Below are 14,224 nucleotides of genomic sequence, written 5' to 3' on the forward strand. Positions count from 1 at the left end.
GCAGAGCTTCTGGTGATAATCATTCATGGAGGAATCAAGCTTCCGACATAAAAGATGGCACAGATCCTTCAGCCATTGACATAGCTCTTCCGTATTATGAAACTCATTTATGTGGTTGTAAACATACAAAATTTTAGCTTCAAGGTCATGCGTATCCAGATTTAATTCATAGAAAAATTTCAGGATCCGGCCAAGAAGAGAATAAATCTGTATGAAAGCGAAATTCTTTGTGCGAAATTTCTGAGTGAGCCAGTCGGAAAAATTCTGAAACCAGAGATCTATGGCAGCGGTATCCTTTTTGCAGAGAAGCCGGATCAGTTCATCCTCCTTTGTATCTGAAAAATCTGCAACAGACAGATCGGAACCCAGAGCCTCTCTTCCGTCAAAGATATTCTGATGCGGGAAAAAGAATCTGTATTCCAGCGCATGTACGGCACTTTTGTAGGATTGGTTCAGGTTCCAGAAATCCTGGACAATTGTTCCGATACCTGCATTGAGAGAAAGCCCCAGTGGCTGGCAGGCATCTGCGATCGAGGAAATAAGTTCGCTGGTAAGCTGGCGGAAGCTATTGGACTGAAAATAAAAAAGTCAAAAGGATATCTGAACAGAGGCTGTCCACTCAAATCTAAAGGTTGTCTACAAACAGGCAGACCAGGCAGGATACATCAGCAAAGAGCTGGTTTATCCACCGTCATTATGCTGAAAAAGCTAATGACCGGAATTGGCAGTAATACAAAAATCTGTTATAATCAGAACCAGTATAAAGACAGGAGTTCCGGTTATGGCATTTAAGTACACAGAAGAACAACTGAATAAACTTGACAAAGAATTGTTGATACATCTATTCCTGGGCATGCAGGAACAAATGGAAGAACTGACCAGACAGACACAGTCATTAAATGACAAGATGCAGCTGATGATGGAACAACTGATCCTTTCCAAAAAGAACCGTTTCGGAAGATCCAGTGAAAAGATGTCCGAACCAGAACAGATCTGTTTTATGGAGATTGATGGAACGATTGTGTTCTTTAATGAGGCAGAAGCTGTCTGTGATCTGGATGCACCAGAACCAGATGACCTGGAACTGAAAATGCCAAAGGAGAAAAACAGTCCGAAAAAAAGCTGCTGACATAGCATCCCTTCCTGTCAACCGTATCGATCATTACATGAGCAAAGAGGAACTGACAGCCGAATTCGGTGAGAATGGATGGAAACAGCTTCCAGATGCTGTCTCAAGGTGCTATAAATTTGTTCCGGCTCGCGTCGAGATAGAAGAACATCATATCGGTGTGTATTCAAGCAAGCTTGATGAACATATGGTAAAAGCTCCTCATTCTCGGAATTTGCTTCGTGGAAGTCTTGTTTCACCGTCCCCTTGCAGCAGCAATCATAAACGGTAAATATGTAAATGCGGTGCCTTTGTATCGTCTCGAAAAGGAATTCGAGCGGTATGGTCTTGCCATCACCAGACAGAACATGGCAAACTGGATGATCCGGCTGGGGGAAGAATATCTGGGAGTTTTGTATGACCATCTACATAAGCTTCTGTATGATTATCATGTAATACAGGCCGATGAAACTCCGGCCCTCGTCAATAAAGACGGACGTTCTGCCGGAAGTAAGAGTTACATGTGGGACTACCGGTCAGGGTTTATGTATCCGGAGCGTCAGATCGTCCTCTATGAATACCAGAAGACGCGTAAGGCATCACATCCCAGAAATTTTTTAAAGGATTACACTGGAATCTGTGTTATGGATGGATACCAGGTATATCATACGCTTGAAAAAGAGCGTGAAGATCTGAGGATTGCCGGCTGCTGGGTTCACTGCAGACGTCGCTTCTATGATGCGTTAGAAGTCATCCCGAAAGCGCATCAGAAAGAATCATCCTGCATCTGTTTATAAAACAGATACAAGCCATTTACCGGGAAGAAGGAAAACTAGCAGGTCTTTCATCAGAAGAAAGGCTTGCCCAGCGTCAACTGGTGGTGAAACCACTAGTGGATTATTACATTTGTTGGAGTATTTGTATTGGATTTTTGGGGTCTGCTAATATCAAAAATAATTTATTTGCAGAAGGTATATTTCTAGATGATGAATTTCAGGTATCTTTTAAATGGAGTTAAGAAATCCTAAATTTTAGAATTTGCTGATTTATTACTTAAATCGTTGTTTCTTAATGTTTGACAAGTTCTAAGTTTAAATATCTCATCGTGTATGCTTGAATAAATTTTAAACTTGGGAATTTAATATCATAATATGAAAGTGTGGAAAAAATGGCAGGGATTAAAGATGTTGCAAAAATGGCAGGAGTAGGTGTGGGAACAGTTTCAAGAATGCTTAATGACAGTGGATATGTTTCTCTGGATACGAGGGCCAAAATAGAAGCTGCTATGAAAGAATTGAATTATACACCGAATGAACTTGCCAGAAATCTGTATTATAAAAAAAGTGGTATAATTGCGGTACTTGTACCGAATGTATCCAATCCTTTTTTTGCTGAGTTTGTTGATTGTGTAGAAGAAGAACTGCGCAAAGCCGGCTTCAAAATTATGTTATGTAACACATTGAAAGATGTAAAGGCTGAAGCTGAATATCTGGATTTGCTGAACAGACATATTGTAGATGGGATAATTGCGGGAATGTCTTCTTTGGATGAAAGTGAGTATTCTAAAATTCATAAGCCGATTGTTGCACTTGACAGATATCTGGGAGAAGAAATTCCGGTAGTAACTGTGGACCATAAAATGGGTGGACGTCTGGCAGCAGAAGTGTTGCAGCGTAATGGCTGCAAAAGAATACTTCATTTCAGAAGTACTGCGGAAAAAGAGTCTTTATATCATGATCGTCATGCAGAATTTCAAAAAATTATGGATGAGCAGGGAATAGAAACCTATTGTTATGATCTGGACTGGCGGCGTTTGGATATTCAGTATTATCATCAGGTTGCAGAAGAAGTTATTGAAAAAAACTGAAATTTGATGGGGTGTTTGGTGTAGACCGACTGGCTATTGAATGCATGAATGGATTGATCAGACAACACAAAAAAATTCCGGAAGAGGTAAAAATAGTTTCTTATGATGGAACGTATATTACAGAATTGGTAGAACCGCAAATAAGTACAATTGTTCAGCCCATTGACAGAATGGCAGAGGAATCTGTAAAAAGCCTTTGTGAACTGATTAATGGAAAAAAGGTGAAAAATAAAAAAGTATTTTAATACCTGAATTCCGTAAAGGCGGAACAACAGTATGAACAGATGTCATACACGTGTTGTGCATTTGTTACAAAACAAAGGATGAAAAACAAAGATAAGTACAAAATATTTGTATATAATTTATAAAAAAATAAAAAGCCTATAATTAGATTGACAAAAACAACAAAAAGTTTATAATGAAATTAACAAGATGAAGAAAACAAAATGCTTTTTAAACAATGTGGAACGCGTTCCACATTGTGAAAACAAAATTTGTTTTCACAATGTTAACCCGTAAAATTAGAGTACTCCGGAGAATATCTAAAGCGGTTGAAACAGTATGTAAATGGAACGGCATGATATTTACTATCATGGAATTTAGGATCTTTAAGAATAGGAGATTAAAAATGAGAAAAAAGATTGTTAATTCATTAATTACAGCAACTGTGATTGGAAGTATGCTTACAGGAATGGCAGTTCCCTGTTTTGCCGGTGGGAAAAAGGACGGTGGAAATAGTATTACAGTTCTTGTAGAAAGTGGTTCACCTGCAGAAGCACTTGCCAATAATACAGCAGCTGATTTCGAGAAAGAAACAGGCTGTAAGGTTGTTGTTGATGCTGTTGCCTATACTGGTATGTATGATAAGCTTTCTACCGAAATTAAAGCAGGACAGACTGCTCATGATGTTGCATGTATGGATTTTGTATGGCTGGCATCTTTTGCTGATGCAATCGAACCAATTACAGATGCAGATACCAGTGATTTCCTTCCAACGTTGGAAGAAAGTGGAACAATAGATGGTAATCTCCTGGGATATCCGATGTGGGTAAACGCTAAGATCCTTATTTACAGAAAAGATCTGATTCCGGAAGATAAAGTGCCAAAGACCTGGGATGAATATAAAGCACTGGCAAAAGAAATGAAAACAGACGATATGTACGGAACAACAGTTTTTGGAAGTGGTTCTGACGCAGTTTGTTCCTTCCTTGATTTTGCCTGCCAGGCCGGTGCAGATGGATTAGTATATGACAAGGATGGAAATGTAAATATTACAGATCAGCCATATGTGGATGCGCTTGATTTTATGGTTGAAATGGCAAATGAAGATTGTACGCCATCAGATTCTCTGGCTACTGCTTCTACAGAGTCTCAGGAACTTTTCAATAATGGTAAAGTTGCAATGCAGTTGAACTGGAGCCATCAGTATCCTGCAGCTGTTGAGGCACTTGGAGCAGATAAGGTGGGATGTGCACCAATGATTGCCGGCAGTGCAGGAGTAGGAGCAACCACAGGTCCATGGTATGAATCTGTAATGAAAAATTCTGAGAATAAAGACATGGCACTGAAATATGTAGAATATATGTATGATCATAATGCAGATTATATGAACGGAACCCTTAAGATTGCCGGCAGAACTTCTGTTTATGAGGAAGCTGGAAAAGAGGCTGGTAATGAGCATACAACAGCAGTTCTTGACACATTGAATGAAAAACAGTCTCAGCCAAGACCTATGGTTTCAACCTGGTCACAGGTAGAGCAGGTTCTTACAGGTGTTGTAGAATCCTGTCTGGGTGGAGCAGATGTGAAAGAAACCCTTGAATCTGCAAAAGAAGAGATTGAGGCAATTGGGAAGTAAAGTGACAAAGTAATAAAGAAAAAGCAGATTGCAGACATCTACCAAATAATAAAAAATGTAATTAAAGCAAGGGTGATTTTACCTGGACATCGAACACACTAACTATGAACACACTAATCTATGATGCAGGGAGTAAATCGCCCTTGATCTTTATAAGAAAGCGGGAAATATTATGAAATTGATATCAAAAAAACACTATTGCTGTTTTTCTTCCTGGCGCGATTTTCATGGGTGCCTTTTTGATTTATCCTATTTTTAAAATGGTATTTGACAGTTTCTTGAAGGTTGGAATTACAGGAACCAGAACTTTTATTGGATTTGATAATTATATTAAAGCATTTACAGCTGGCGGTTTTTTGAAGCAGCTGAAAAATACATTGATTTATATTTTGATTGCGGTATCTGTGGAAACAGTTTTAGGATTTATTTTTGCATTATTATTTGAACTTGATTATAAGGGCAGTAAAATAGTACGTTCATTAATGATGACACCACTTATGATCGCACCGCTGGTTGCAGGTCTTATCTGGAAATTGATGATGAGTTCAAACTTTGGTATTGTCAATGAGTTTCTGACCAGAATAGGGATCTTATCCAGTCCAAGTGAAATTTTGTGGCTTGCAGATTCCCGATGGTCATTGATCGCCTGTTGTATTGCAGATATATGGCTGACTACACCGTTTATGATGCTGATGATTCTGGCTGGCCTTCAGGGATTGGATACCAGCGTGTCAGAAGCTGCAAGAATGGATGGAGCAAGTAAGCTGCAGGAAATTTTTTACATAAAAATACCGGGAATTAAACCGGTTCTGTTGACAGCATTGTCAGTGAGAATTATAGATGCGGCAAAGACTTTTGATATTATCTGGGCAATGACAGAAGGTGGACCTAACAGTTCATCGGAGACAATCAGTATTATTATTTATAAGACACTTGTAAAGTATAATAATACAGGATATGCCAGTGCAATGGCTGTTATCTTTATCATAGTTCTTGTAGTGTTTACATTAGTATTTATGCAGAGTTTATGGAATCCAAAGAAAAAGTAAAAGCTGTCAAAGAAAAACAGTAGTAAAAAGGATTCAATAAGGAGACCAAAATGAAGAAAGGTAATAGTATCAAACTAAAAATAGCAGTTATTATTTCTATAATTATTACAATATTCTGGCTGCTTCCATATATTTATGTAATTTGTTGTTCGTTTAAACCCGGATCAGAGGTAATTGCTGTTCCACCATCTTTTCTTCCAAAAAGCTTTTCAGTTGAAAATTTCACTCAATTATTTGTAAGAATGAATGCAGGTGGGTATTTGCTGAACAGTTTGATCACAGCAGTTTGCAGTACAATTATTGCAGTTATCCTGGGTTCACTGGCTGCATATGCTATTCAGAGATCTGGAGCGAAGCTGTCAGTAGGGCTGGTGGTATTGATTTTATGTCTGAAAATGATTCCTACATCCAGTATTGCAGTACCTATTTATGAGATTATTTGTAATATGGGATTGTATGATACCAGAATTGCATTGATTATTGTTTATGCGGCAGTAAACATGCCTTTTGTAATGTGGACAATGCTTAGTTTTTATGAGGGAGTACCGTCTACTTTGGATGAGGCTGCATATGTAGATGGCGCTTCCAGCCTTCAGACATTCAGAAAGGTTATTTTGCCGATTTGTAAGCCGGGACTTGCAACTGCCTTTATATTTACATTGTTCCTGGCATGGAATGATTTTCTTATTTCTCTGTTGCTGACCAGTATGAATGCTAAAACATTTACAGTAGGTCTTGCCGGTTTCCTGTCAGCGTATAATCTTGACCTTGGACCGATGTGTGCAGGAGCATTTTTATTTAGCTTCCCGGTAATGATTTTATCAATGTTTGCACAGAGATACATTGTTCAGGGAATGACAGCAGGAGCTGTAAAAGGATAATAAGAATGGAGAAAGCCAGTGAATAAAATATTAATGAGACAAAGAATAGAAAACGCGCAAAAAGAAATTGACAGTAAAAAGATGATTGTTCAAAATGGAAAAATGCGTCAGCATTATCATTTTATGCCCCAGAGCGGGTGGATGAATGATCCTAACGGACTGATCTTTTTTAACGGACAGTATCATGTGTTTTATCAGACTAATCCATATAATGGATTTTGGGATTGTATGCATTGGGGACATGCAGTCAGCAAAGATTTAGTTCATTGGGAATATTTGCCTCTGGCATTGGCACCCAGTGAAGAGTATGATGATTATCAAAAAGGTGGATGTTTTTCCGGCAGTGCAATCGAACACGAAGGTAAGTTATATGTATTTTATACGGCAACTGCAAATCATGGAAACGGAAGTGAGCAAAGCCAGTGTCTTGCTATAAGTGAAGATGGAATAAATTTTGAAAAGTATGACGGAAATCCTCTCTTTGATGCACCGGAAGGTATTCAGCCGGATTCATTCCGCGATCCAAAGGTATGGAAGCATGAAAATAAATATTATATGGTTGTAGGGGCCAGTCGTAATAACAGAGGATTAGCATTGATATATGAATCTGAAGATCTTTATCATTGGAATTTTTTAAACGTGCTGGCAGAAAGCCGAGGAGAATGGGGATTCATGTGGGAATGTCCGGATTTTTATCAGCTAGGTGATAAATACGTTCTCACTTTCTCTCCAATGGGTTCTGGAGATCATACATCAGTATATCTGACAGGAGATTTTGATTACAAAACAGGAAAATTTGACTGGCATATCAGTGGTGAAATGGATTGGGGATTTGATTTTTATGCGCCACAGTCCATGGTTGCTCCTGATGGAAGACGTCTGATTGTTGCCTGGGCGAATGAATGGGAATGGATGCCTCTCTTTAAGGACTGGGGACCTACTTATCAGGAGGGCTGGTGCGGATTTTTTAATGTGATTCGTGAAGTTCGGATGTGCAAGGATGGAACGCTGGCGTTTGTTCCTGTAGAGGAAATGGAAAAATCCGTGAAAATAAATTTACGCAACGGGAAATACAGGTTACAGAAACACCTCAGCAGTTAAAAGCAGGAGATGGAATCAGCTTTGAGATGAAATTTATATTGGATCTTGAAGAAACTGATGCAGACAGGGTAGAATTGAAGCTTAGATGCGGAAAAGAAAAGAAACCCGTTGTATTTTTAATCTGAAAAATGGTGAATTGCTGGTAGACAGAAGCTGTGCAGATGGATGGAGCGTAGGAACATCCAGAAGTGTACTTAAGGTCAGTGAAAAAGTCTGGATGTACATATTTTTTCAGATCAGAGTTCTTTGGAGATATTTACAGATCAATACAGAAATAATCATTCCAATAATATTTTTGCAGGAAATGATCAGGATGAAATAAGTATATCTGCGTTTGGTGGAAGAGCGGTAATCAGAGATTATGAAGCATATGGATTGCAGGAGTGTTTTGATCGGATCAAGTAGGGAAGCGGATCGCGAATATCCGATTGACATGAACTGAAAGCAGGAGGAGTATTGAAATGAAATGTAATAATTATTATGATGTCACTGACTGGCAGGTAGGTAACCCATATACGGATATCGGTGAAGTGATCAACAGTATCATTGTAGACATCAAGAGCAGACAAAAGGATACAAATGTAAATGATGGAGGAAAACCGGGAGCAGTAATTTATATTCCGTCTGGAGATTATCATTTAAAAACGCAGGTAAAAATCGATATCAGTTACTTGAAAATCCAGGGATCAGGACATGGATTTGTGTCTTCAAGTATCCGATATAATGTGCCAAAAGAACAGTGGAAGGATCTTCATGACATCTGGCCGGGCGGCAGCAGAATCCTGGTAGATCTGGAACCATTAAAGGGAGATGAAAGATCCGGTGCTGCTTTTCTGGTGGAACGAGAGGGAGATCCGAGAATCAGTTCCGTGGAGTTTGAAAATTTCTGTATTGATGGACTACATTTTGTAGATGACGGAAATGGAGATCCAGAGAATACATATTTAAATGGAAAAACAGGAATTTATGTAGCCAGTGCACAGGATTCTTTCAGAATTACAGGTATGGGTATTATTTATCTGGAGCATGGAGTGACTCTTTACAATTCTGATGCATTATCTGTTCATGATAATTTTATAGCGGAATGTGGAAATTGTGTAGAACTTCGTGGAGCCGGACAGGCATCTAAAATAACAGATAATCTTATGGGTGCCGGTTATAGAGGTTATACTATTTTTGCTGAAAATTTTGGAGGACTTCTGATTACTTCCAATAACATTTTTCCAAGAGGAAAAAGTATAGTACATCTTAAAGGTGTTCTTAGATCATCAGTAACAGCAAACAGATTTCATTCTTTTTATCCGGGAATGCTGATAATGGAAAGCTGCAGAGAGAATCTCATATCTTCCAATCATTTTCTCAGAGATCATGAACCATGGCCGCCTATGCTGGCATATGATAATGGATTAGAGGATGATTTTGGGTTGATTCATATTCAGGGAAGCAGCAATTCCCTGATTGCTAATCACATTTCAGAGACAATTGAACAGCAATATCTGAAACCGGCAGGCGTAAAACCGATAATCATTCGTTTGGTGTCCGGAAGAGAAAATTACATTGCAAACAATCATATTGTGGCAACAACAAAGGCAGATAAAAAGGAAAACGAGGAAAATAAATCCTGCTTTGATGCGCAGGTAGATGCTCTGTTAAGTATGGATGAATTAGTGAAACTTTCAAGTGAAGTTGTACATATCGATGAAGAATCTACAGATAACATAATATTGGATACATGCAGGGAAAATGAAGCGGCTATGGATTTCTCCAGAAATATATTCAGAGGGATTCCGGTTAAATAAATGTATACACTTACTTCATTGTTTTATTCTGAAGGAGAGGTTACTAAAGATTTGGAGAAATCTCTTAACCATCAAAGCATATAAGCCTGAATTATTCATGAGCATATAAAAATGCTTCAATACTCTAAAACATTAAACTAGTTCCCTTGAAAACAACCGCGTTATCCACAAAAATGGGTAAACTACCCCCCCTGTGAAATTTGATTCCACCACTTTGAACTGTCAAGGTAAGTTAATAGTTGCTATTCCAATTGTACAGTCGCCGCTGGATATTTTCCAGCGGCCTGTAAAATTCCTTTTTATAAGGACAGCTACTACACAGTTTGAAAGTGATATATCTTGCTGAACGGACTGCTCTTGCGGCAATCTTTATCAGCTTTAAACGAATGGTATCCACCTGTTGCTTTCGCATATTTGCAGGAAGTACCAATCGTCTGAACCAATTGAATAAGTTGTACGCAAGCATGTGAAGCCTCATGCGGTTTGCATTTACTACTTTGGAATGACTGCTGACAGCAGCAAAATCAAATCCGCTTTTGCCTTCCTTGATAAAGTTTTCCATTCTGCTACGACCACAGTAAAACTGAATGATCTGATAGGGCTCCATATCCATGTTTGTAACAATAAAGGTGTACATGTGCATCAGCTGACCGTATGGTTTCTCGATTTTGAAAACCACACGTCTTGGATAGTCCCATGGACCAGCCTGATACATGAATTCACCATAAATTACCGCATAACGGATCTGATCTTCTTTGGTCGCTTTGTACAAGTCTTCCTCTTTATCGGAAGCAAGGCAAGGAGTGAAGAATTCTGTTTTAGACGGATGGCATAGGAACAGCCATTCATCTCACAGATTTTATAAAGCCTAGGAGATGAAAATCCGCTGTCTCCACGAAGATAAGTTTTAATCCCTCTTTCCAGGTATTCCAGAAAGAGGGGCTCCATAAATTTATCTGCATCGTTGCTACAGTGGAGTGTTCCATCACGAAGTTCTGCTTTGAGCAGATATCCAGTCAATCCATCATAGCACAGTAACGGATGATATCCGTGTGCCTGATAATGGAAGTTGAAGCCTTCCCCTTCTTGACTACCATAAGTGCCAAACAAAGTGCTGTCCAGGTCCAGAAGCATATGCTCCGGACGCTTGATAGAATAGATGATGTCCCTGAGACATTTGTCAATGTCATCAAACTGCAGGAGGATATCCTCATCCATACGGTTAAAAATCTTGACAATGTCGGCTGCGAAGCCAGACGGTCTTTTTCAAGGATCGCATTGAAAACAGGATCCAAAGTCAATTCATCAGAACAGTCATCTTCGAAATAAGCAGAGAGGATCCGATAAATCATCTGCATCAGATTTTCATCGTCTTTGTGAAAGAGGACAGACTTATCATTGGCTTTAAATTTCTTTTTTATCAGCTTTGAAAAGCCGATTTTTTGCAGCGAATTCCTTTATCAGAAGAAGTCCTGCATCGGAGGATAATCACCTCCGTCAAAATTTATTTTAATTTGTCTATTGCTTTTCAGTGTTAAGGTGTTTAAAATATTCATAGAGAGCCCCTTTCTGTGGTATGTATTTGGATTCGACACCTAAATTTTACCACATATTTGGTCTCTTTTTCTATTCACTTAAAAGATGAAATGCAATAAACAACTTAAACACAGTAACTGTGTGGCTTTCAGCCACTTTCACGGCACAGCCGTGAATAATTCAGGTTTATTATAAAGTGGTATCCGTTGGAAGATGGGTTCTGTTTGCAATCGTGGCTTTTCTGATCGTCGGCCTTACACTTGTGTGCAAATTATGCTTAAACGGAATGCCAGTTCCGCTACTGCGGAACGGCTATTCCATTTTTAACGGTACGAAGTACCGCTAGATTACATCATTCTGTTTCACGCATATTTATACCGTTCATCTCCAGACGATACGTATGGTGCTTATCCGTGATTCGTGTAAGACACGCATCGGCGTAGGTGTTATCGGCAAACATATCGAACCATGTGCTGACTGGAAATTGTGAGATGACTACAGTTGATTTTCTTCCATCTCTGGTGTCAAGGACTTCAAAGAGATCCCGGCATTTATCAAGGTCGAGATCCATAAGACCGAAATCATCGATCACAAGCAGATCCAGCTTGGTCAGTTTATTCAGGTAATCCAGATTTGTGGATTTGATGCATGCCTGTTCCATTTCACTCATAAGTGTGTTCGCTTTTATATACTTTACACTCTTGGACTGCTTCATTGCAGTTATGCAAAAAGCATTGATCAGATACGTTTTTCCACTGGCAGAAGAACCTGTTACAATGAGATTTTTTCCTTCCTCTATCCAATGGCAGGTACTCAGACGTTCTATTGTCTGGGTATCAAGCTGACGTTCTGGACGGTAAATGGTTTCATCAAGATCTGCACCGGGTATCGCAGATGTGCTTCTTTCATCAGACGATTAAAGCGTTTATCTGCCCGTGCCTGCCACTCTGCATCAACCATTGCTGTCATGCGTTCCATAAACGTGTTCAGATCTGCATTGGGATCTTTCATCTGCTCTTCCAGGATATGTGCCATTTCCGGAACGCGGAAACTCTTCAGACGCATGATCAGAGCTTGTTCCTGGGGTGTTAATGTAATGTCATGGGATGAACTCATTTGTATGCCTCCTTTCCACGGATGTTTGTATGGGAAGGAAGTTTTCCGTTTATACCGCTGCTGGAATGATTATTCTGGACCATGCCAAGCACTTTCTTGAAATAAGAATACTTGCAGGCATTAGCTTCTACGCATTTCTCAGCAGCCTCCCGAACCAGTCGGTTAGGAACATCCTTACAGGAATGGAGTACACCGGCACAGCTGTTGTATGCCTGTTCCTCGTGTTTGGAACTGCGGAGTATCCTGTCAATAAGAGTTACCATAGATTCTCCATAGACAGATGCCCACCGTCTGTAATAAGCTCCGTCATGTGCATTCACTTCTTTGTAATACAGGTGTTCTGGTGGCATATGACTGTCATCTGTAATGTAAAGAGGAAAATCACGATAAGATCTCGGATGTCGGCAGATCAGCCGGTTATACTCGTCGCAGATCCGTATCTCCGTCATAGTAGCCTTAAGAATTGCAGGCTTCCCCTTATAGGTATACAATACAGAATAGTAGTGGGCATCATACTCAAGGTGGTAATTATCTGGAACTTTAAGAAAGTATTTATAATCACAAAGTGTATAACTTTCGCCTGGAAGCTGGTTCATACGCGGTTTGTCATACTTTTCGAATCCATTCATGCGGGATTTCCGAATGTCAGATTTTTTCTGGAAAGGACGCTGGTTGATGTCCGCTACGATCTTTTTGACCGCAGCATTCAGGGCTTCCAGAGAGGTATAAGTGTCTTTCTTTAATTCTTCTACCAGATGCGTTTCTAAGAAACGCACATGATTTTCAACGGTCGGTTTGCCTTTCGGTTTCCTTGGCGGCGGAGGCAGAATGACCGTATCATAGAAGGTCTCCAGATCTGAAAAGGCTGACTGCAGCACAAGTTCATCTTTGCTATGCATGGTAACAGCTGTTTTCAGATTGTCCGGGACAAGATATTTAGGAACTGCCCCATAATAAGACAGCGCGTGTACTGTGCCGGCAATAAAATGTGGAAGTTTTTTCATCCAGAAAGATTTCTGCATAAACAAGGCTGCTAAAACCAAGTGTAGTCGTAAAAATGTGAACTTTCCGAAGTTCGCCAGTTGCTGTGTCCAGTAGCAGTTCCGGCTGGTCGCCTACCCAGTCAATATACAGCTTTTCACCAGGGATCCGTTCCACAGGCATAGATGTTTTTGAAGTACCATAAGTATCTACCATAAAATCACGATACAGCTTATAAAACTGGGCAAGCTGGTAACCATTGGGATGCTCTTTTTTATAATCGATCCATAGAAAGCTCAAGTCGGCATGCTTTCCCATTTGGATCATTTGCTCATGTATTTTTTCAAAATCAGGTAGTGGAATGTCCTTATGTCGAAGGTTTCCTTTTGGATAGATGAGATCAACAACCTTTGCGGGTGGCATTTGCCGAAGATCATCCAGTGATAATCCTGAATCATTATAGCGGTTCATAATCAATGCAATCCCGCTCCGTCCAATCCGGTAACGTTTTTGTACGGCGTCATAACTGACTTTACTGAGTCGAAGTTCTATGACTCCAAGAATAGTATTGTAGTCGTGCATAATAGTTCCTCCTTTGCACAGTGATGAATAATAGTTACATCACAATAATAAAGGAAAAACGTACCGCTTTGAGCAGAAAGCGCATACCGCTAAATTAGAATGAATGTACCGCTGATTTCAGAATAGGCGTACCGTTCGAGCAGAATTTGCATGTAATAGCCAGGGGTGTTGCCGGGTATGCTCGATCTGTTTTTAGGAAAAGCTTATTTTGTAGTTGAAAAGCCCAGGGAGCGCAGGGTGATGCCGGAGCCCTTGAGAAGATCAGCCCAATATGGAACAGCCATATCCAGAGTGTCATTTGCAATTTCGGAAGCATCTTTTTGTGTCAGGATCTCATAAGGATCTG

The 14,224-nt window shown here is 39.7% G+C and carries 16 protein-coding genes and 1 pseudogene; 11 read left to right on the forward strand and 6 right to left on the reverse strand.

The genetic code is table 11. The features are described 5' to 3' along the window. Nucleotides 1-396 precede the first annotated feature (396 nt). The 11 genes from CK1_RS15305 to CK1_RS15345 all read left to right on the forward strand — a co-directional run bounded on the left by CK1_RS15305 (nt 397) and on the right by CK1_RS15345 (nt 9,663). Nucleotides 397-792 carry a hypothetical protein gene (locus tag CK1_RS15305; protein WP_015527058.1) on the forward strand — a complete coding sequence of 132 codons (396 nt, stop codon included), beginning with the start codon at nt 397-399 and terminating at the stop codon, nt 790-792. Continuing rightward, on the forward strand, nt 782-1,129 hold the full coding sequence (locus CK1_RS18515; protein WP_015527059.1) for an IS66 family transposase: 348 nt from the start codon (nt 782-784) through the stop codon (nt 1,127-1,129). Before CK1_RS15305 ends, CK1_RS18515 begins: the two co-directional genes overlap by 11 nt. 221 nt (nt 1,130-1,350) lie before the next feature. Continuing rightward, on the forward strand, nt 1,351-1,905 hold the full coding sequence (locus tag CK1_RS18520; RefSeq protein ID WP_353611181.1) for an IS66 family transposase: 555 nt from the start codon (nt 1,351-1,353) through the stop codon (nt 1,903-1,905). A 371-nt stretch (nt 1,906-2,276) separates the two neighbouring features. Next, the gene (locus CK1_RS15315; protein ID WP_015527060.1) at nt 2,277-2,975 is read left to right on the forward strand and encodes a LacI family DNA-binding transcriptional regulator; all 699 of its coding nucleotides are present in this window, start codon (nt 2,277-2,279) and stop codon (nt 2,973-2,975) included. Between the two features lie 44 nt (nt 2,976-3,019). Further along, the gene (locus CK1_RS15320; RefSeq protein WP_306288977.1) at nt 3,020-3,220 is read left to right on the forward strand and encodes a substrate-binding domain-containing protein; all 201 of its coding nucleotides are present in this window, start codon (nt 3,020-3,022) and stop codon (nt 3,218-3,220) included. Between the two features lie 383 nt (nt 3,221-3,603). Beyond that, nucleotides 3,604-4,833, forward strand: coding sequence for an ABC transporter substrate-binding protein (locus tag CK1_RS15325; protein WP_015527061.1), 1,230 nt, complete (start codon nt 3,604-3,606; stop codon nt 4,831-4,833). A 239-nt stretch (nt 4,834-5,072) separates the two neighbouring features. Then, nucleotides 5,073-5,882, forward strand: coding sequence for a carbohydrate ABC transporter permease (locus tag CK1_RS15330; protein ID WP_306288978.1), 810 nt, complete (start codon nt 5,073-5,075; stop codon nt 5,880-5,882). A gap of 260 nt (nt 5,883-6,142) precedes the next feature. Beyond that, on the forward strand, nt 6,143-6,763 hold the full coding sequence (locus CK1_RS15335; RefSeq protein WP_306288979.1) for a carbohydrate ABC transporter permease: 621 nt from the start codon (nt 6,143-6,145) through the stop codon (nt 6,761-6,763). A gap of 18 nt (nt 6,764-6,781) precedes the next feature. Continuing rightward, a complete protein-coding gene (locus tag CK1_RS15340) occupies nt 6,782-7,864 on the forward strand; it encodes a glycoside hydrolase family 32 protein (RefSeq protein WP_353611182.1) in 1,083 nt (360 codons plus the stop codon). 213 nt (nt 7,865-8,077) lie between these two features. Next, entirely contained in the window at nt 8,078-8,269 is a 192-nt protein-coding gene (locus tag CK1_RS18525; RefSeq protein WP_353611259.1) for a GH32 C-terminal domain-containing protein, read from the forward strand. A 56-nt stretch (nt 8,270-8,325) separates the two neighbouring features. After that, nucleotides 8,326-9,663 carry a NosD domain-containing protein gene (locus CK1_RS15345; protein ID WP_015527065.1) on the forward strand — a complete coding sequence of 446 codons (1,338 nt, stop codon included), beginning with the start codon at nt 8,326-8,328 and terminating at the stop codon, nt 9,661-9,663. 232 nt (nt 9,664-9,895) lie between these two features. Here CK1_RS15345 and CK1_RS18530 read toward each other — a convergent pair whose 3' ends face one another. From CK1_RS18530 to CK1_RS15370, 6 genes and pseudogenes are all read right to left on the reverse strand, one after another. After that, entirely contained in the window at nt 9,896-10,435 is a 540-nt protein-coding gene (locus CK1_RS18530) for a transposase (RefSeq protein WP_353611183.1), read from the reverse strand. Beyond that, a pseudogene (locus CK1_RS18535) lies at nt 10,393-11,111 on the reverse strand (transposase). The gene CK1_RS18530 and the pseudogene CK1_RS18535 overlap by 43 nt, the downstream one beginning before the upstream one ends. Nucleotides 11,112-11,551: 440 nt before the next feature. Continuing rightward, the gene (locus CK1_RS15355; RefSeq protein WP_353611260.1) at nt 11,552-12,088 is read right to left on the reverse strand and encodes an ATP-binding protein; all 537 of its coding nucleotides are present in this window, start codon (nt 12,086-12,088) and stop codon (nt 11,552-11,554) included. Next, nucleotides 12,022-12,315, reverse strand: coding sequence for an ATP-binding protein (locus CK1_RS15360; RefSeq protein WP_015527068.1), 294 nt, complete (start codon nt 12,313-12,315; stop codon nt 12,022-12,024). The genes CK1_RS15355 and CK1_RS15360 overlap by 67 nt, the downstream gene beginning before the upstream one ends. After that, nucleotides 12,312-13,319 carry a Mu transposase domain-containing protein gene (locus CK1_RS15365; RefSeq protein WP_015527069.1) on the reverse strand — a complete coding sequence of 336 codons (1,008 nt, stop codon included), beginning with the start codon at nt 13,317-13,319 and terminating at the stop codon, nt 12,312-12,314. Before CK1_RS15365 ends, CK1_RS15360 begins: the two co-directional genes overlap by 4 nt. After that, entirely contained in the window at nt 13,252-13,878 is a 627-nt protein-coding gene (locus tag CK1_RS15370; RefSeq protein ID WP_015527070.1) for a transposase, read from the reverse strand. The genes CK1_RS15365 and CK1_RS15370 overlap by 68 nt, the downstream gene beginning before the upstream one ends. Between the last annotated feature and the right edge of the window lie 346 nt (nt 13,879-14,224).

Source organism: Ruminococcus sp. SR1/5 (genome assembly GCF_000209835.1).
Taxonomy (GTDB): Bacteria; Bacillota; Clostridia; order Lachnospirales; family Lachnospiraceae; genus Blautia_A; species Blautia_A fusiformis.